Origin of the sequence: Caulobacter segnis (genome assembly GCF_003243465.1) — a bacterium.
Lineage (GTDB): Bacteria > Pseudomonadota > Alphaproteobacteria > Caulobacterales > Caulobacteraceae > Caulobacter > Caulobacter segnis_A.
On the sequence record NZ_QFQZ01000041.1, the window covers coordinates 13,278 to 31,825 of the forward strand.

At 70.1% G+C, this 18,548-nt stretch carries 18 protein-coding genes; 11 read left to right on the top strand and 7 right to left on the bottom strand.

What is annotated here, in order from left to right:
* Together DI526_RS13515 and DI526_RS13520 are read left to right on the top strand one after the other, a co-directional pair.
* The gene (locus DI526_RS13515; protein WP_304278791.1) at positions 1 to 186 is read left to right on the top strand and encodes a YnbE family lipoprotein; all 186 of its coding nucleotides are present in this window, start codon (positions 1 to 3) and stop codon (positions 184 to 186) included.
* A gap of 13 nt (positions 187 to 199) precedes the next feature.
* Positions 200 to 556 (top strand): YdbL family protein, encoded by a 357-nt coding sequence (locus DI526_RS13520; protein ID WP_304278794.1) that lies wholly within the window; start codon positions 200 to 202, stop codon positions 554 to 556.
* A gap of 51 nt (positions 557 to 607) precedes the next feature.
* On the opposite strand, the gene DI526_RS13525 is transcribed toward DI526_RS13520, so the two are convergent.
* Complete coding sequence (locus DI526_RS13525) at positions 608 to 1,996, bottom strand: PAS domain-containing methyl-accepting chemotaxis protein (protein WP_304278798.1); 1,389 nt, start codon at positions 1,994 to 1,996, stop codon at positions 608 to 610.
* 129 nt (positions 1,997 to 2,125) lie between these two features.
* On the opposite strand from DI526_RS13525, the gene DI526_RS13530 reads away from it, so the two are divergent.
* From DI526_RS13530 to DI526_RS13570, 9 genes are all read left to right on the top strand, one after another.
* Positions 2,126 to 2,644 carry a MarR family winged helix-turn-helix transcriptional regulator gene (locus DI526_RS13530; RefSeq protein ID WP_304278801.1) on the top strand — a complete coding sequence of 173 codons (519 nt, stop codon included), beginning with the start codon at positions 2,126 to 2,128 and terminating at the stop codon, positions 2,642 to 2,644.
* Positions 2,645 to 2,682: 38 nt separating this feature from the next.
* Positions 2,683 to 3,561: a DMT family transporter gene (locus DI526_RS13535; RefSeq protein WP_304278803.1), complete on the top strand. Its 879-nt coding sequence runs from the start codon at positions 2,683 to 2,685 to the stop codon at positions 3,559 to 3,561.
* A 95-nt stretch (positions 3,562 to 3,656) separates the two neighbouring features.
* Complete coding sequence (locus DI526_RS13540) at positions 3,657 to 3,926, top strand: usg protein (protein WP_066686031.1); 270 nt, start codon at positions 3,657 to 3,659, stop codon at positions 3,924 to 3,926.
* Between the two features lie 47 nt (positions 3,927 to 3,973).
* A complete protein-coding gene (locus DI526_RS13545; protein ID WP_304278806.1) occupies positions 3,974 to 4,618 on the top strand; it encodes a phosphoribosylanthranilate isomerase in 645 nt (214 codons plus the stop codon).
* Positions 4,619 to 4,632: 14 nt separating this feature from the next.
* Entirely contained in the window at positions 4,633 to 5,853 is a 1,221-nt protein-coding gene (trpB, locus tag DI526_RS13550; protein ID WP_304278808.1) for a tryptophan synthase subunit beta, read from the top strand.
* A gap of 12 nt (positions 5,854 to 5,865) precedes the next feature.
* A complete protein-coding gene (gene trpA / locus DI526_RS13555) occupies positions 5,866 to 6,693 on the top strand; it encodes a tryptophan synthase subunit alpha (RefSeq protein ID WP_304278812.1) in 828 nt (275 codons plus the stop codon).
* 12 nt (positions 6,694 to 6,705) lie between these two features.
* Entirely contained in the window at positions 6,706 to 7,632 is a 927-nt protein-coding gene (locus tag DI526_RS13560) for an acetyl-CoA carboxylase carboxyltransferase subunit beta (RefSeq protein WP_304278814.1), read from the top strand.
* A 7-nt stretch (positions 7,633 to 7,639) separates the two neighbouring features.
* The gene (locus DI526_RS13565) at positions 7,640 to 8,956 is read left to right on the top strand and encodes a folylpolyglutamate synthase/dihydrofolate synthase family protein (RefSeq protein ID WP_304278818.1); all 1,317 of its coding nucleotides are present in this window, start codon (positions 7,640 to 7,642) and stop codon (positions 8,954 to 8,956) included.
* A gap of 85 nt (positions 8,957 to 9,041) precedes the next feature.
* Positions 9,042 to 9,149 carry a hypothetical protein gene (locus DI526_RS13570; RefSeq protein ID WP_304278821.1) on the top strand — a complete coding sequence of 36 codons (108 nt, stop codon included), beginning with the start codon at positions 9,042 to 9,044 and terminating at the stop codon, positions 9,147 to 9,149.
* Positions 9,150 to 9,218: 69 nt separating this feature from the next.
* On the opposite strand, the gene trxA is transcribed toward DI526_RS13570, so the two are convergent.
* From trxA to tsaE, 6 genes are all read right to left on the bottom strand, one after another.
* Positions 9,219 to 9,551 (bottom strand): thioredoxin, encoded by a 333-nt coding sequence (gene trxA / locus DI526_RS13575; RefSeq protein WP_099537489.1) that lies wholly within the window; start codon positions 9,549 to 9,551, stop codon positions 9,219 to 9,221.
* Positions 9,552 to 9,680: 129 nt separating this feature from the next.
* Complete coding sequence (addA, locus tag DI526_RS13580; RefSeq protein ID WP_304278857.1) at positions 9,681 to 13,139, bottom strand: double-strand break repair helicase AddA; 3,459 nt, start codon at positions 13,137 to 13,139, stop codon at positions 9,681 to 9,683.
* 127 nt (positions 13,140 to 13,266) lie between these two features.
* A complete protein-coding gene (gene addB, locus DI526_RS13585; protein ID WP_304278824.1) occupies positions 13,267 to 16,254 on the bottom strand; it encodes a double-strand break repair protein AddB in 2,988 nt (995 codons plus the stop codon).
* Positions 16,251 to 16,973, bottom strand: coding sequence for an N-acetylmuramate alpha-1-phosphate uridylyltransferase MurU (gene murU, locus DI526_RS13590; protein ID WP_304278827.1), 723 nt, complete (start codon positions 16,971 to 16,973; stop codon positions 16,251 to 16,253). The genes addB and murU overlap by 4 nt, the downstream gene beginning before the upstream one ends.
* An 11-nt stretch (positions 16,974 to 16,984) precedes the next feature.
* Complete coding sequence (gene amgK / locus DI526_RS13595) at positions 16,985 to 18,094, bottom strand: N-acetylmuramate/N-acetylglucosamine kinase AmgK (RefSeq protein ID WP_304278829.1); 1,110 nt, start codon at positions 18,092 to 18,094, stop codon at positions 16,985 to 16,987.
* Complete coding sequence (gene tsaE, locus DI526_RS13600; protein WP_304278832.1) at positions 18,060 to 18,506, bottom strand: tRNA (adenosine(37)-N6)-threonylcarbamoyltransferase complex ATPase subunit type 1 TsaE; 447 nt, start codon at positions 18,504 to 18,506, stop codon at positions 18,060 to 18,062. Before tsaE ends, amgK begins: the two co-directional genes overlap by 35 nt.
* Between the last annotated feature and the right edge of the window lie 42 nt (positions 18,507 to 18,548).

Below are 18,548 nucleotides of genomic sequence, written 5' to 3' on the forward strand. Positions count from 1 at the left end.
ATGAGACAGCGCGCCCTCTTGCTGGGCCTCGCCATGACGGGAGCCCTGGCGGCGGCCGCCTGCACCCCGACGGTGCGGGTCAAGGTCGATCCGATCAACATCTACGCCAAGCTGGACGCCGACGTGCGCGTGCGGCTGGACAAGGAAGTCCAGTCGCTGATCCAGCAGAACCCGAACCTGTTCTAAGAGGAGGACCGACATGATCCGCAAGACGATGACGGTTCTGGTGCTGGGCCTGGCGATGACCGCCGCCGGCGCGAACCTGGCCCTGGCCCAATCGGCCGCCGCCAAGGCCGCCGTGGACGCCGGCAAGGCGTCCGGTACGGTCGGCGAGCAGGCCGACGGCTATCTGGGCATAGTGTCGGGCGGCGACGCCGCCCTGCGCTCGGCCGTGGCCGAGATCAACACCGGCCGCGCCGCCGCCTATAAGGACATCGCCGCCAAGACCGGCGTGACCCCAGAAGCCGCCGGCCAGGCCACCGCCAAGCAGCTCTATAGCCGCCTGGCGCCCGGCCAGTACTGGAAGCCGCTGGATGGCGGCTGGGTGAAGAAGTAAGGCCTTCGGGGCCAGCGCCGGGCTGCGAACGCCCGGCGCATCGCCGATCTCCTAGGCGGCCGCCCTGACGTGATAGGCCGCGGTCGGCTCGGTTCTGAAGCGTCCAACCAGTCGGGCGAGGGCGCGCGCCTCGGTGCTCATGTTCGCCACCGCCGCGGTGGTCTCCTCGACCATGGCCGCGTTCTGCTGGGTGACCTGGTCCATCTGGTTCATCGCCGCATTGACCTGGCTGAGGCCCGTGGACTGTTCCTGGGACGAGGCGGCGATCTCGCGGATCAGCTGATCGATTTCACTGACCTTGGAGACGATGCCCGACAAGGCCTCGCCGGTGTCGCCGACCAAACGCACGCCACGCGCCACCTGAGCGGTGCTGCTGGCGATCAGGACCTTGATTTCCTTGGCGGCGTCGGCCGAACGCTGGGCCAGAGCCCGCACTTCCTGGGCGACAACCGCGAAGCCACGACCCGCCTCGCCCGCTCGCGCGGCCTCGACCCCAGCGTTCAGGGCCAGAAGGTTGGTCTGGAAGGCGATCTCGTCGATCACCCCGATGATCCGGGTGATCTGGCCCGAGGAGTTTTCGATCTCGCCCATGGCCGCGACGGCCTCGCGGACGACTTCACCGGAACGATCGGCGTGGTTCCGGGCCTCTGCCGCGGCGGTCGAGGCTTCCAGGGCGCCGCCTGCGCTACGCTTGACGGTGGCGACGATCTCCTCGATCGCGGCCGCGGTCTGTTCAAGGCTGGCGGCCTGCTGCTCGGTGCGTCGCGACAGGTCGTCGGCGGCGCTGGCGATCTCGCTTGAGCCCGATTGAAGATTGCCGGTCGCCTCGGCGATGGCGCTCAGGGCGCCGCGCAGGCTTTCGACCGAACGATTGAAGTCGCCCTTGATGCGGTCGTACTGGTCGGGAAAGACGTCGATCTCGGCCGTCAGGTCGCCATCGGCGAGGCGGCCAAGCCTCTCGGCCAGGATGGAGACGACCTGGTTCTGCACGGCGGCGGCCTGCTCGCGCTCTGCTCGGCTAGCTTCCTGCTCGCGGCGGACGGCCGTGATGTCCGAGGCGAACTTGATCACCTTGTAGGGCTTGCCGTCGGCGTCGAACACTGGGTTGTAGCTGGCCCGGATCCAGATCTCGGCGCCGCCCTTACCGATGCGCCGGAAGGCGTCGGAGAAGAACTCGCCGGCTCGAAGACGCTCCCAGAAGTGAGCATATTCGGGGCTGGCGGCGTCGGCGGGATCAACGAACAGGCTGTGGTGGCGGCCACGGATGTCTTCGATCCGATAGCCCATGGTGGCCAGGAAGTTGTCGTTAGCGTCGATGATGGTTCCGTCGAGCTGGAACTCGATGACCGCCTGCGAGCGATGGATCGCCGTGACCGTCGCCTTCAGTTCCGCCGTTTCCGCGCGCAGCGCCCTGACGCGCTTGTCTTCCATGCCAAACATGTTCTTGCCCTCTGGTATTGGAGAGCTGTTTTAAGGTGTGATGCTTAAGGCTTGATTATATCGAATGCGATAATTTCAAAAATTATCTGGTTTACGCCACCTTAAGTAAAAGAGACCACCTTGACGCGCATGATCGACGAAATCGCGCTTTCTGACGCCCCGGTGACGAAGCCGCGCCCGCTGGCGGCGGGGGACTGCGGCTACCAGGAGCTGCACCTGGACAACCAGCTGTGCCTGGCGATCCAGATCGCAGACAGCCTAGTCACCAAGGTCTACCGCGGCTTGCTCGAGCCCTTGGGCCTGACCCATCCGCAGTACCTCGTCTTGATCGCCCTGTGGGAGCGCACCGAGCGCTGCAGCATGGGGGATCTGCGTCGAGGCCTGTGCATGGACACCGGCGCGGTGACGCCGCTGGTCAAGCGCATGGAAGCCGCCGGTCTGCTGCGGCGTTCGCGTGACTCCGCCGACGAGCGGCGGGTTTGGGTCGATCTCACCGAGGCCGGTTGGGCGCTGCGCGATCGCGTGCTGGAGGTTCGGCGCAACGTCGTGGCCCGCCTGCCCCTGTCGGACGTCGAGATCGCGACGCTGAGATCGAGCCTCCAATCGCTGAACGCCGCCATGCTGGCCGACAGCCCGCCGTTGCGATGACCTAGCTCCCGGAGCCGGGCGTCCTTAAACACGGCGTCATGGCCGCCGCTTCACGCCTTCACCTGATCCCCTACGCCGCCCTGATGGCCGCGATCGTCGTCCTCTGTGTGGGGACGTCCTTCGCTAAAAGCCTTTTCCCCTTGGTCGGCGCGGCAGGGACGACCGCTTATCGGGTGGGTTTCTCGGCACTGATCCTGCTGCTGGTCTGGCGGCCGTGGCGTCATCCGCTGTCGCGCGCCGACCTGGGCCGCGTCGCCGCCTATGGCGCGGTGATGGGGCTGATGAACCTTTCGTTCTACATGGCGATCCGCACCGTGCCGCTGGGCCTGGCGATCGCGATCGAGTTCATGGGGCCGCTCGCCGTGGCGGTCGCCAGCTCGCGCAAGCTGATCCATTTCGTCTGGATCGGCCTAGCGGTCCTGGGCCTTTCCCTGCTGCTGCCGATCGATCCCGGCGCCAAGCCCCTCGATCCGATTGGTGTCGCCTTCGCTTGCGCGGCGGCGGTGATGTGGGCGCTGTACATCATCCTGGGCAAGCGGACCGGCCACCTGCACGCCGGTCGCTCGGTGGCCCTGGGCATGACCACGGCGGCCCTGATCGTCGCGCCGATCGGCGTCGCATCGGCCGGCGCGAGCCTTTTCCATCCCCAGGTCGTGCTGCTAGGCTTGGTCGTGGCTGTGCTGTCCAGCGCCATTCCCTATTCGCTGGAGATGATCGCCCTGCGCGGCATCCCCAAGCGCAGCTTCGGCGTCATGCTCAGCGTCGAGCCCGCCGTCGGCGCGCTGGCGGGGCTCGTGATCCTGGGCGAGCGTCTGGTCGCCTCACAATGGCTGGCCATCGGCGCGATCATCGCCGCCTCCATCGGCACGATCCTGACCACCCCGGCCGAGGCCGTGGCCGACGAGATCACGCCTTAGGCAGATACGGCCGGCCGCGCCGGCGCGACATCATGACTCTTGAGCGACTCGCTCAGTGGACTGAAGCTTCGACCACGTCCGCTTGGAGCGTTGTCATGACGATCAGTGCGTTCGAGAAACAGCTTATGGGTTACGGCCTGACCACGGCCGAGATTCACTACCACCTGCCGGACCACCCCCACCTGCTGCAGCTCTATGTCTGGCAGGACTATGACCTGGCCCCGAAATTCCCGACCCTGAAGGGCTTTCTCGACTTTTGGGCCAAGGAGCTGGACGGGGTGCTGCACTCGGTCCGGGTGGCTCACAACAAGCTGATCGGTCCCCGCGAATGGCGGGCCGTGAACGGGGTCTTCACGCTGCAATAGTTTCGCTGGGCTTGCCTCGGAGGCGCGTCGACCGTAACTCCCCGGCGATGAGCGCTGAAGCCAAGATCTGCGGACTGTCGACGCCCGAGACGGTCAAGGCCGCCTTCGACGGCGGCGCGGCCTTCCTGGGCTTCGTCTTCTTCGACAAGAGCCCGCGCAACCTGACGCCCGAAACCGCCGCGCGGCTGGTCGAGCCTGTGCGCGGCCGGGGCGTGAAGACGGTCGCCGTCACCGTCGACCCCGATGACGCTCTCATCGACCGCCTGATGGCGACCATGCGGCCCGACCTGATCCAGGTTCACGGCAAGGAGACGCCCTCGCGCGTCCGCGAGATCGCCGCCCGCGCCGGAGTCGGGGTGATCAAGGCCTTCTCTGTTTCCAGCCCCGCCGATGTCGACCAGGCCGCCGCCTTCGACGGCGTCGCCGAGCACCTGATGTTCGACGCCAAGCCCGTGGAAGGCTCGGCCCTGCCGGGCGGCACCGGCGCGCGGTTTGACTGGGGGCTGCTGACGGGCCGGCGTTTTTCGCGCCCGCATTTCCTGGCCGGAGGGCTCGATCCGTGGAACGTGGCCGAGGCGATCACGGTCTCGGGAACCCCGTTCGTGGACGTTTCCTCTGGCGTGGAGCGCGGTCCCGGCCTAAAGGACCCCGCTCTGATCACGGCGTTCCTGGACGCCGTCAAACGCGCTTGAGGCTGATAGAGCTCGTGAACGCTCCTGCGAAACCCAACGATTACTCGGCCTATCCGGACGCCAACGGCCGGTTCGGCGACTTCGGCGGCCGCTATGTGGCCGAGACGCTGATGCCGCTGGTGCTGGATCTCGGCAAGGCCTACGCCGACGCCAAGGCCGATCCGGAATTCCAGGCCCAGCTCAAGAGCTACAACACCCACTACGCCGGCCGGCCCAGCCCGCTCTATTTCGCCGAGCGCCTGACCGAGCACTTCGGCGGGGCCAAGATCTATTTCAAGCGCGACGAGCTGAACCACACCGGCTCGCACAAGATCAACAACGCCCTGGGTCAGATCCTGCTGGCCATGCGCATGGGCAAGACCCGGATCATCGCCGAGACGGGCGCGGGCCAGCACGGCGTGGCCACCGCCACCGTCTGCGCGCGCTTTGGCCTGCCGTGCGTCGTCTATATGGGCGCCACCGACGTCGAGCGTCAGAAGCCGAACGTCTTCCGCATGAACCTCTTGGGCGCGGAAGTCCGTCCGGTGAGCTCTGGGACCGGCACCCTGAAGGACGCCATGAACGAGGCGATGCGCGATTGGGTCACCAACGTGCACGACACCTACTACCTGATCGGCACCGCCGCCGGCCCGCACCCCTATCCGGTGATGGTCCGCGACTTCCAGAGCGTGATCGGCGCCGAGGCGCGCGAGCAGATCCTGGAAATGGAAGGCCGCCTGCCCGACGCGGTGGTCGCCTGCATCGGCGGCGGCTCGAACGCCATCGGCCTGTTCCACCCGTTCCTGAACGACGCGGGCGTGCGCCTGATCGGCGTCGAGGCGGCCGGCCACGGTGTTTCCACCGACAAGCACGCAGCCTCGCTGACCGGCGGTCGTCCCGGCGTGCTGCACGGCAACCGCACCTATCTGCTGCAGGACGACGACGGCCAGATCATCGACGCCCACTCGATCTCGGCGGGTCTCGACTATCCGGGCATCGGCCCCGAGCACTCGTTCCTGCACGAGGTCGGCCGCGCCGAATATGTCTCGAGCACCGACGAGGAGGCCCTGGCGGCCTTCCAGCTGTGCTCGACCCTCGAAGGCATCATCCCGGCGCTGGAGCCGGCCCACGCCCTGGCTCGCGTCGGCGAGATCGCCCAGGAGCTGGGCAAGGACAAGATCGTGGTGATGAATCTCTGCGGTCGCGGCGACAAGGACATCTTCACGGTGGCCGAAGCGCTCGGACGTAAGATCTAGGACCGACCCCGCGTGACCAAAGACCGTATCGACCGCCGCTTTGCGGCGCTGAAGGCCGAGAACCGCGCCGGCTTCGTCACCTATGTGATGGCTGGCGATCCCGACGCCGCCACGACGCTCAGCGTGCTCAAGGGCCTGCCGGCCGCCGGCGCCGACTTCATCGAGCTGGGCTTTCCGTTCTCCGATCCGATGGCCGAAGGGCCGACGATCCAACGCGCCGCCCAGCGCGGCCTGAAGTCCGGCATGACGCTGCAAGGGACCCTGGACCTGGTCGCCGCCTTTCGCGAGGGCGACGCCGACACGCCGATCATCCTGATGGGCTACCTCAATCCGGTCCTGCACCGGGGCTTCGAGAGCTTCGCGGCCGCCGCCGCCAAGGCCGGGGTTGATGGCCTGATCATCGTCGATTGCCCGCCCGAAGAGGCCGACCCGCTGTCGGACGCGCTGGAGGCCGAGGGCATCGCCCTGATCCGCCTGGCCGCCCCGACCACCGACGACGCGCGCCTGCCGATGGTGGTGCGCCGCACGTCGGGCTTCGTCTATTACGTGTCGGTCGCCGGGGTGACCGGCGTGAAGTCGGCCGACGCGGCCGAGGTCGCGCCCGCCGTCGAACGCCTGCGCAAGGCCTCGGGCCTGCCGGTCGCTGTGGGCTTTGGCATCCGCACGCCGGACCAGGCCGCCGCCGTCGCCAAGGTGGCGGACGCGGCCGTCGTGGGCTCGGCGCTTGTGGATGAAATCGAAACCGCGGCGCGGTTGAACGAAAACGTGACCGAGAAGGTTCTTCTAAAAGCGTCGGAGCTGGCTAAGGCTGTGCGTTCGGCGCGAGTCGGGACGAAGTGAGGCTCTAAGGCTATGGCTATGGCTGAACCCCAGGACCCGAAAAAGGGCGACAAGAAACAAGCCGGCGACCGCCGAGGCGGCGGCTGGCTGTCGCGGATCGCCCCCGGCGTGCGCGGCGCCTTCGCCAAGCGCGAGACGCCGGAGAACCTTTGGGTCAAGTGCCCGGACACGGGCGAGATGATCTTCCGCTCCGACCTGGAGGCGGCCCTGTGGGTCACGCCGGCCGGTCGCCACATGCGGATTGGGCCGGAAGCCCGCTTCAAGTTCACCTTCGATGAAGGCCAGTATGAGGTCCTGCCGAGCCCGTCGGTGGTCGAGGACCCGCTGAAGTTCTCGGACGGCAAGCCCTACAAGGACCGCCTGGCCGCCGCCCGCAAGGCGACCGGCGAGCAGGACGCCATGGCCATCGCCTATGGCAAGGTCGGCGGCGTCGACGCCGTGGTGCTGGTCCAGGACTTCGCCTTCATGGGCGGTTCGCTGGGCATGGCCGCCGGCGAGGGCTTCATCGCCGCCGCCAAAGCCGCGCTTGAACGAGAAGTCCCGCTGATCGCCTTTACCGCCGCTGGCGGCGCGCGGATGCAGGAAGGCGCGCTGTCGCTGATGCAGATGGCCCGCACGACCCTGGCCATCAACGAACTCAAGGACGCGGCCCTGCCATACGTCGTGGTCCTCACCGACCCGACCACCGGCGGCGTCACCGCCTCCTACGCCATGCTGGGCGACGTCCACCTGGCCGAGCCGGGCGCTCTGATCGGCTTCGCCGGTCCGCGCGTCATCGAGCAGACCATCCGCGAGACCCTGCCGCCGGGCTTCCAGCGCTCGGAATATCTGGTCGAGAAGGGCATGGTCGACCGCGTCACGCACCGCAAGGAGCTGCCGCAGGTCCTGGGCTCGATCCTGGGCACCCTGATGATGGGCCGCGCCCGCAAGGCCGCGTAAGGCGGTCTTGGCCGAGCATCTCCGCGCGCACGACGCCGCCCTCGAGCGGTTGAAGGCGCTGCATCCCAAGCTGATCGACCTGTCGCTGGATCGGATGCGGCGGTTATGCGCCGCTCTGGGCGATCCGCAGGACCGCCTGCCGCCGGTGATCCATGTGGCGGGCACCAACGGCAAGGGCTCCACGGTCGCCTATCTGCGCGCCATGGCCGAGGCGGCGGGCCTCAAGGTCCACGTCTTCACCTCGCCGCATCTCGTGCGCTTTTCCGAACGCATCCGTCTGGCCGGGACGCTGATCACCGACGACCACCTGGCCGATGTGCTGGACCGCGTCGAGGCTGCCAACGCCGGCCAGGAGATCACCTTCTTCGAGATCACCACGGCCGCCGCCTTCATCGCCTTCGCCGAGGTTCCGGCCGATCTCTGCATCGTCGAGGTGGGGCTGGGCGGGATTCTAGACGCCACCAACGTCATCCAGCGTCCTGCGGTCAGCGTTATCGCCCCGATCGACATCGACCACCGCGAGTTCCTGGGCGACACGATCGCCCAGATCGCCGTCGAGAAGGCCGGGATCATCAAGCCGGAGGCCCCGGTGGTCTCGGCGCGCCAGCAGGGCGACGCCGAGGACGTGCTGGACACGACGGCCGCCCTGGCCGGCGTCGAGCTGACCCTGATGGGCCGCGACTTCGACGCGTGGAGCGAGCGCGGCCGACTGATGGTGCAGATGCAGGACCGGCTGCTGGACCTGCCCGCGCCCTCGCTGCCCGGCGAGCACCAGTTCGCCAACGCGGGCCTCGCCGTCGCCGCCCTGCTGGCCCTGGGCGATCCGCGCATCGACGAGGCGGCCATGGGCCAGGGGATCGCGAGCGCCGTCTGGCCCGCGCGCTTCCAGCGTCTGACCGCTGGCCCGCTGGCCGAGCGCGCCAAGGCCGCCGGCGCCGACCTCTGGCTGGACGGCGGCCACAACCCGCACGCCGGCCGCGCCGTCTCGCGCGCCGTCGCCGACCTCGCCGCCCGTGACGGCCGGCCTGTGGCCTTGATCGCTGGAATCCTGGCCAACAAGGACGCCACCGGCTTCTTCACGCCGTTCCGGGGTGTGGCGACCAAGGTCTTCACCGTGACCTTCGAAGGCCACGCCGCCGCCAGCGCCGCCGAGACCGCCGCCGCCGCCGAACTGGCCGGCCTGCGCGCCGCCGCCTGCGACGGCGTCGAGGACGCGCTGAGCCGGGCGCTCCAGCTGGAGCCGACGCCCCACGTGCTGATCTGCGGCTCGCTGTACCTGGCCGGCGAGGTGCTGGCGATGAGCCCCGAGACCTGGCCGACTTAAGGGCGTAAGGCTGAGGGACGCCGATAGGGCGGCACGGCCCGCCGAACATCCTCGGCGGGCGCGCCCGTCCTGGCAGGAACCGCCGATGGCCAAGGGTCAGAAGAAGTCGAACAAGGAAATCCGCAAACCGAAGGCCGACAAGAAAGCCCCGCCTCCGGCGGTTTCGCCCTTTATCGTAACCGGCAAGAAGTAGGGCCTCAAAGAAAACGCCCGCCCCGGACGGACCGGAGCGGGCGCTTCAAACTTCAGCGGAAGGAGGCGCTTAGGCCGCCTGGACGCCGGCCTCGTTCAGCCATTCCAGGATCTTCTGCTTGGGCATGGCGCCGACCTTCATCGAGGTCATCTGGCCGTCGCGGAACAGCATCATGGTCGGGATGCCGCGGACGCCGTAGCGCGACGGGGTCGTCGGGCTGTCCTCGATATTGACCTTGGCGATCGTGACGACGTCGGCCAGCTCTTCCGAGAGCTGCTCCAGCGCCGGGGCGATCTGCTTACAGGGACCGCACCACTCAGCCCAGAAGTCGACCAGCACGGGCTTGCTGGCCTTCAGGACGTCGGATTCGAAGGTGGCGTCGGTCACCGCAACGGTGCTCATGGCTTGCTCCAGTCTGGCGTCGCGCGGCGGTGTCCGGCGCGGAGGACGCGGTGAATTCCAAAATTGCCCGGATTCGCTCCGGGCGGTTGCACAAACATGTAGGAGGACGATGCGCCTCCGGCAACGGCCTTAAGCCAGGCGGGCCAGCGCCTCGGCCATCACCTTTTCTGGAACCGGCATCAGCTTGGGACCATCCGTCCACACCAGGGCGGCCTCGATCGCCCGACTAGGAAACACCTCGCGCAGCACGGCCGCATAGACCGCCATCTGGGCCAGATAGGCCGGATCGGCGTCCTCGATGCGGTCGGGCGAGGGACGGTTGGTCTTGTAGTCGACGACCAGCACCCGGCTTTCGTCCACCACCAGCCGGTCGACGCGGCCCGAGACCGCCAGGCCCTTGGGCAGGTGGGCGCTAGTCCCGGCCAGGGCGACCTCCGCGCGAGAGCCCGGGCCGAACACGGCCGAGAACCGCGCGTCGTCCAGAACGCCGAAGGCGGCCGCGGCCATCTCGTCGCGCTGGTCCTCGGTCAGGTCGCGCTCGGCCGCCAGCAGTCGCCGCGCGGCCGCGGGCCGCTGGTCCGGCGCCAGGTCGGGCAGGATCTGCAGCAGCTTGTGTACCAGCTCGCCCCGGCGGTAGCGGCCCAGGCCGGCGACGCGCGCCAGCGGCGAGGGCGCGGGGACGCGGGCATTGTCCTCGATCCGCGACGGGGCGGCGTAGCGAGCGGCCGCCGGTTCGGGCGGGGCGTCGTGGGTCATCCAGGCTGGCGCGGCGGCCGAGACGCGAACGTCTTCCTCGACGCGCGGCGCGGGGGCGGGGTCCGGGCCGTAGCGCAGGAAGGCGGTGTCATCCTCGCCGATCGAGCGCACGTGCGGGGCGATGTCTGGATGGGCGAAGGCGGCGCGGACGGCCGCGTACCAGCCGCCGACCTTGTCGTCCTTGGTCCGCGCGTCGATGCGGCCGCACAGGATCAGCCGGTCCCGGGCCCGGGTCAGCGCGACGTACAGCAGGCGCAGCGCCTCCTGGCTTTCCTTGTCCTCGCGCAGTTTCCGCGCCTTGGCCGAGGCCTCGCAGTCGCCCTTGCCGCTGGCGCACCACAGCAGGGCGCCGTCCTCGGTCACCAGCAGCGGCGAGCCGCCGGCCCCGCGCTTCACCGTGGTCTCGGGCAGGAAGACGATCGGCGCTTCCAGCCCCTTGGAGCCGTGGGCGGTCATCACCCGCACTTCGCGACGGGCGCCCTCCATCTCGCGCTTGACGATGATGTCCAGGGCCGCGAAGTCGGCGACCAGGGCCTCGAGATCGCGCACCCCGCGCTGCTCGGCCTCCATGACCTGGGCCAGGAACTCGTCCAGCGCTTCTTCGGCTTCGGCGCCCAGGCGGGTCAGCACCTTGGCCCGGTGCGAGCGGCCGGTTTCGTCGGCGAGACCCAGCCAGGCGGCGTAGAACTCGAACGGCTGCCGTCGGCGCCCCTCGACCAGCGCCCAATCCAGCACCGCTCGGGCGGCGGCCCATTCAGAACGCTCCTCCGCCCGCCGCTGCAGCTCGGCCCAAAGCGTGGCGCGGCGGCCCTTGGCCAGGGCGTAGACATCTTCGTCGGCGAGGGCGCAGAACGGCGTCTTCAGCAGGGCCGCCAATGTCAGGTCGTCATCCGGGAACAGCACGAAGCGGCCCAGCGCCAGCAGGTCCTCGAAGGCGATGTGGCTGGACAGGGACAGGCGGTCGGCGCCGGCCACCGGCACGCCGCGCCGCTTCAGGGCGCGGATGATCTCCTCGAACAGCACCTTGCGGCGGCGGACGAGGACGAGGATGTCGCCGGCGTGGGCGGCTCGATGGCGGCCCAGCTCCTTGTCGAACACCGCGTCGCCGCGCCTCAGGATCGCGGCCGTCTCGGCGGCGATGGCTTCGGCGAGCCGTCGGTTGGCGCTGCGCTCGCCCTCGGCGTCCAGCGGCGCCTCCCAGGCCTCGCGTTCCTCGCCGGGCAGTTCGCGGGTCAGGGGCCACAGGTCGACGCAGCCCGGGTGGCCGTGGCGGAACAGTTCGTGGCGGACAAGGTCGTGGCCGACCGGCGGCGGCACGCCTTCGCGGGTCTCGGGATCGGAGAACAGGGCGTCGACGAAGCTCAGAACCTCGTGGGTCGAGCGGTACGACACCGTCAGCGGCACGCCCTTGCCGACCGCGCCGACCGCCTCGATCCGGGCGATATAGCCTTGGGTCTCCTCCAGCAGGCGCGTGGGGTCCGCGCCTTGGAATGAATAGATCGACTGCTTCTCGTCGCCGACGATGAACAGGGTGCGTTCGGCGCGGCGGCCGCTCCAGCCTTCGGACGTCTCGCCGGCGAAGAAGTCGGCGGTCAGGGCGCGCAGGATTTCCCACTGCTCGGGGGCGGTGTCCTGGGCCTCGTCCAGCAGGATGTGATCGACGCCGCCGTCCAGCTTGTAGAGCACCCAGGCAGCCTCGACCTTCTCGGTCAGCAGGACGCGGGTCTTGTCGATCAGGTCGGTGAAGTCGAGCGCCCCGCGCGCCGCCTTCTCGGCCATGTGGCGCTCGATATAGAGGCCGGCCAGCAGCAGGGCGCTCTCGGTGTCCTCGGCCACCTTGGCGGCGCGGACCTGTTCCCGGGCGGTCTCCAGCTTGGCCTGTTCCAGCAGCAGGGCCTCGCGCAGGTCCTCGCGGCTCTTCAGACCCGAGGTCTTGGCCGGCCAGGTCGCGGGCGTCCCTTCGCCGCCCTCGGTGAACAGGGCGCGCAGGGCCAGCTCCAGGGTGGCGTCCGGATCGCGGGCCACGGCGGCCAGGGCTTCGGCGTACTTGGCGTCCTGCTTGCCGCCGCCGTCGAACAGCACGGCCGCGGCCGCGCGCCAGGCGCCGAGGTCGAGCCGGGCCATGGCTCGCGCGGCTAGGTCCTCGGCCGAGGTCGGCGCGTCGAAGCCGCAGCGCTTCCAGGCGTCGGCGATGGCCTCGGCCAGGCCGCCGCAGCGCTGGACATAGGCCATGATCTGGCCCCGCCGCGCCTCGAAGCCCGTGAACATCGCCTCGAAGCTCTGGAAGTCCAGCGCCACCGAGAAGCGGGCATAGGCCTGGGCGAACGCGTCGTCGTGGGTGTCGACCCAGTTCGCGACGGCGCGACGGGCGGCGCGGGCGATGGCGGCGCCGGCTTGGTCGTCCATCACCGTGAAGCCCGGCGAGACGCCGGCCTCCAGCGGGAAGCGCCGCAACAGCTTCTCGCAGAAGGCGTGGATGGTCTGAATCTTAAGGCCGCCTGGGGTCTCGAGCGCCTGGGCGAACAGGGCGCGGGCCTTCGACAGGCGCTCGGCGTCATAGACCGCGCCGTCGCCGACCAGCTTGATCAGCTCGGCGCGGAGGTCCGCGTCGCTGGTGACCGACCACTTGCCCAGCCGCTCGAACAGGCGGCGCTGCATCTCGGCGGCGGCGGCCTTGGTGTAGGTGACGCACAGGATCGCCTCGGGCGCGACCTTGGCCAGCAGCAGGCGCGCGACCCGGTCGATCAGGGTCTTGGTCTTGCCCGAGCCGGCGTTGGCCGTGACGAAGGCCGAGATCGCCGGATCGGCTGCGATGCGCTGAGGGTCGATCATCATGACTCTGCTCCCCTGCTGGGGGAGCTGTCGCGAAGCGACTGAGGGGGCCAGCTGGACGTTGGCCGAGCTGTCCCCTCCGGCCCGCTGGGCCACCTCCCCCTGAGGGGGAGGAGAGACATGACCCTCATTCGCCCTCTCCGTCGTCGCCGGTGGTGGACCATTCGAACACCCGCGCCAGGTGGGCGTAGTCGCCGGGGTGCTCCTTCACGAACTGCGGGGCGACCCGCGAGCGGTAGGGTTCGCCCGGATCGTCATAGCGGGCGATCAGCTTGACGAGGCCGTCCATCGCCTTGCGCGCGGCCTCCTCGCTCTCGCCGCCGGACAGGGCGCGCACCTGCTCTTCGCCCGCCGGCCGCCGTCCGGTGACACGGACATAGGTCAGCTCGCCCGGCGCGGGGCTTCCAAGGTCCGGGAAGCCGCCGTTCATCAGGATCGCCGCCGTCAGGGTCAACTGCGGCGAGAAGCCGGTGTCGACCTGCTTCTGCGACGGCGCCGCGCCGGTCTTGTAGTCGAGGATGTGGGCCGTTCCGTCGGGCGTCGGCTCGATGCGATCGGCCTTGGCCGTCAGGGTGAAGGGGCGGCCGTTGATCGAGAGCTCCAGCTTGCCCTCGGCCTCGACCACGATCTTGCGGGCGTTGGCCCGCCGGTGGCGCTCCCAGTCGGCGACCCACTGGGCGGCCTCGCGGGCCAGGGCCTTCTCGCGGGCCAGGGCAGTGGGCGGCATGCCCGCGCCGACGAGGGCCTCGATATAGAAGCGCTCGAACACGGCGGCCGCGTCGGCGGGCACGGCGTCGGGATAGGTCTCGGCGAACTTTTCGAAGGCCGCGTGGATGGCCGTGCCGCGCGCGCGGGCCTCGACCGGCTCGTCGGGGCGCTCCAGCGGGTAGAGCTTGAGGATATCGCGGGCCCAGACGGCGTAGGGATCGCGGGTCAGGGCCTCGACGCGCGTGACGGCCATCTTGCGCGGCCGGTCCTCGACCGGCGGGGTCGGGGCAGGGCGGGCGATCGGGGCGTAGTGACCGGGCGCGTCGAGGGCGCGGACCCAGTCCAGCACGTCGTCGCGGCGGGGCAGGGCCAGGCCAGCGCCGGCGGCCAGGGTCTTCAGCCGCCACAGCCAGCGCGACTCGACGGCCGGCGCGCCGCCGCGCCGCTCGCAGTGGACCAGCACCACGTCGGGCGCGCTGGCGGCCTGGGCGAAGTCATGGGCGGTCAGGCCCACGCGGCGCTCGGGCGGCGGCAGGCCTAGGCGCTGTCGCATCGGCCGCGACAGGAAGGGATCGATCGGCGCGCCCTGCGGCCAGACGCCTTCCTCCAGCCCCGCCAGCACCAGGCGGTCGGCGCGCACCAGGCGGGCCTCGATCGCGCCCAGGATGCGCAGGCGCGGGTGGGTGGCGCCGCCGACGCGGACGGTCTCCTCGTTGACCAGGCGGTCCAGGATGTCGGCGAAGGCCTGGGGCGAGGCGTCGGGCAAGGGCTCGCCGTCCTGGATCAGGGCCGCCATCAGCGCGCCCAGGCACTCGCCCGCGCCGCCGGCCCACAGGCGAGCCGGGGCGATCAGGCCTTCCAGCGCCTCGACCAGGGCCTTGGCCGCGTGACAGGGGCGGGCGTAGCCGTCGGCATAGGGGCTGGCGGCATGGTCAACGGCGGCCAGCACGCGCTCGCAGAGGGCGAGAGCCTTGGGCGCGTCCTTCAGGCGCGTCCGCAGAACCTTGACAGAGCTTGGCGCGGCGCCGCGCAGGCCCTTGCGTTCCAGCAGGGCGGCGGCCTCTCCCTCGTCCTCGCCCAGCACCAGCGGATGCTTGGCCACGGCCAGCAAGCGCACCGGATTGAGCGGCTCTTCGACGAGACGCGCCAAGTGCAGGGCCAGGATCGCCGAGCCGGCGGCGGCCAGCGGCGCGCCGGCCGAACTGTCGGGGATCACGCCCCAGCGCTGCAGGCGGGTCATGACCCGGCGGGCCAGGGTTTGGTCCGGCGTCACGAGGGCGGCGGTCTTGTCCGGCGTCTCCAGCGCCTCGCGCAGCAGCAAGGCGCAGGCGCCGGCGGCCTCTTCCTCGGCGCGGGCGGCGATGACGGAGAAGCCGGTCAGACCCTCGGCGATGGGGTCGAGGTCCGGCGCCTCGGCGCGCAGGGCGGCGATCTGGGCCAGCCAGTCGGCGGTGGCTTCGGCCGGGCGCAGGGCCTCGTTGACGATCCGGCGGCGCCAGCGGCCCCGGCTATCGGCATCGGGGACCCAGGCGCGGACGTCGCCACGCGCGACGCCGGCCCGGTCCAGCAGGCGCTTCATGGCGCCTTGCGGATGCTGCTCGCCCTGCGTCCCCTCGATCCGGGTCCAGGCGCTGTCGGCCAGGTCCTCGTCGAGGCCAGGCAGCACCACGGCGCCCTTCGGCGCGGCGGCGACGACGCGCAGCAGGTCGGCGGTGGCGGGCGCGGTGCCGGTCGAACCGGCGGCGACCAGCACCTCGGTCGGCGGGTTTTCCGACCATTGCTTCTCCAGCGCGCGCAGCAGCCGCACGCGGCGCTCGGAGACGTCGATCAGGCCCAGCGTCTTCAGCCTCTCGGGCCAGGCGCGCAGCACGGCCTTCAGGAACCGCGCGGAGACCTGCCAGTGCTGGGCGAGGTCGCCTTCCGCCAAGCCGTCCAGCTTGTCGTCGAAATCGATCTCCTCGATCTGGCAGCTGTCGAGGAAGTCGGAGAGAGCCTTGGCCAGCTCCAGGGCCTGGACCGGACCCGGCTTGAACGACAGCAGACTCCCGTGATCGACGACCAGCCGCGCCAGCTCGAACCGGCGACGGCGCGAGGCGATGGCGGGCGGCAGGTCGATGGCGAGCTCGCCGGGCTCGAATGGCGGCTCGCCCTCGTCGAGGTCGCCCAGCGGGCGGATCTGCGGCAGCAGCAGGGCCCGTCCGCCGCCGACCGCCAGGAAGGCGTCGGCCAGGGCGCGGGCCCCGCGGCGGGTGGGCGTCAGGACCGTCGCGCGCGGCAGGGCTTCCGGGCCCAGCGGCTCCAAAGCATTCAGCAGGCCGCGCGCCAGATCGTCGACGAACGGCCGGTGCGCGGGTATCGAGAACCAGCGGGGCCCCTCACGGTCGAAGAAGGGTGCCGGGGCGCTCATCTTTCAGCGAGTCTCGCTTCGGCGGCCAACTTGGCGTCGGGATCGCCCACGTGCATCCAGAGCCCGTCCGGCGCGACGCCATGGACGCGGTGATCGGCGGCCAGGCGCTTCCAGAGCGGCAGCAGCGAGAACGGGCCGTCTGGACCGTCGGCGGTGATCTCAGGCTTGCAGATATGCACGCCCACATAGACCAGCGGCGCCCTTTCGCCCGCGTCCTTGAAGCGAACGACCCCGTCCTCCAACAGGAAGATGTCGCCGCTGTCGTGGAAGCCCAGCGAGCCGCTGGTCGAGGCCAGCATCAGGCAGACGTCCATGGTGGCCGGGTCCCAGGCGGCCGCGACCGCGTCGACCGCCGCCGCGCCGTGCTCGATCCAGATCGAGTCGATGTTGGCGACGAAGACGGGGCCGTCGCCCAGCAGCGGCAGGGCGTGCTTGATCCCGCCGCCCGTCTCCAGAGCCTTCGGGCGCTCGTCGGAGATGACAATGCGCGGTCCCAGCCCCTTGGTCTCGCGGGCCTTGAGGTGGGCTTCGACTAGGTCGGCGAAATAGTGGACATTGACCACGGCGGTCTCGACCCCGGCGGCGGCCAGGCGGTCCAGCATGTGGTCGATCAGCGGCTTGCCGGCGACCTCGACCAGGGCCTTGGGGCGGTCGTTGGTCAGGGGGCGCATGCGCGTGCCGAGGCCCGCGGCCAGCACCATCGCGATCTTAGGAGCCATTGGCGGCCCGCTCATCGGCGCGTCTCCAGGGGCACGTGAGCGTCGAACCAGGCCTTGAGGTCGGCGAGCGCCGGATCGGCGAAGCAGACGTCCAGATAGACCCACAGGCGCGGGATGAAGTCGGCGTAGCGGGGCTTGCCGTCGCGGGTCACCAGCCGCGCGAAGATGCCGAGGATCCGGATGATGTTGAGTGCGCCGAGCGCGTGGTAGTCCGCCAGGAAGGCCGTGCGGTCGAGCTCGGTCCGCGCCGCCAGGTAGCGGTCGAGGCAGGCCGCTTCCCGCTCGGGCGAGACCGTGCGGCGGGCGTCGTGCAGCAGCATCGACAGGTCCCAGGCCGGATGGGCCAGCACCGCGTCCTGGAAGTCCAGCATGCCGACCCGCGCCGCGCCCTGGCGCTCCGGCAGCCAGATCAAGTTCTCGGCGTGATAGTCGCGGTGGCAGAAGACGGTGGCCTCGGCCTCGCCCTTGGCGCGGATCGGCGCCCAAATCGCCTCCCATTCCGCCAAGGCGGCGGCGTCAAAGGTCACGTCCCGGAACTTCGGCTGCCACTCGACGAACAGGTCGTGGGCCGTCTTCAGGGCCAGACCGTCATAGGTCAGCAGCGGCCAGCTCGATCCGTCATAGCTCAGCACCTTCGGCGTCGGCGCGGCGTGCATGATGAGCAGGCCGTCGATCGCGGCGTCATACAGTGGCCCCTCGTCGCTGCCGGCCTCGATCACGCGGGCGTAGAGGTCATCGCCCAGATCTTCGAGCACCGCCAAGCCCGTCGCCGCGTCGGCGGCGAGCACCTTGGGGGCGGAGAGACCCTGGGCCTTCAGCCAGCCCGCGCAGGCGACGAAGGCGTCTACCCGCCCGGCCGCCAAGCGGTAGAGCGCGTTGAAGCCCAGCGCCGCGCGCTGTTCCGGCGTCGCGTCCGGCGGGCAGGGCGCGGTCTCCAGCGACGGCGGCTGGTCCATGAAGATGAAACTCTGCTCGCCCCGATGCAGGCGCTCGTAGCTTCGCGTCGAGGCGTCGCCGCCCAGCGGCTGGCGGCGGACGTCGCCGAAGCCGTGGGCCTCCAGGAATGCGGCCTTGGCCGCTTCACGTTCAGGATTCAAGGGAACGTCCTTCGAAACTACCATGTCCGACGAGCGTGGCGCGTCGCGCGTCGCCGTCCAGGGCGATGTCTATATCGAGCCGATTTGGCGGCAAACGCCCTTCCAGTCGCTGCGGCCACTCGATCAGGGCGACGCCGCCGTCCAGCGCCTCGTCCAGGCCGATCTCATAGGCCTCGTCGGGATCGGTCAGGCGGTAGAGATCGAAGTGGGCGAGGGAGAAGCCAGGCGTATCGTAGAACTGCACCAGGGTGAAGGTCGGGCTCGGCACCTCCTCGTCCGGCGTCGTCAGGGCGCGGATCAAGGCGCGGGCCAGGGTCGACTTGCCGGCGCCCAGCGGACCGGTCATGCAGATTGCGTCGCCGGGGCGCAAGCTCGCCGCCAGCTGGCGACCCAGCGCCTGGGTGGCGGCCTCGTCGGCCAGGGGAAAGGTGTTCATCTTCACCCCATAGCGCGTCGCTCCGGCCATGTTGAGGGCGCA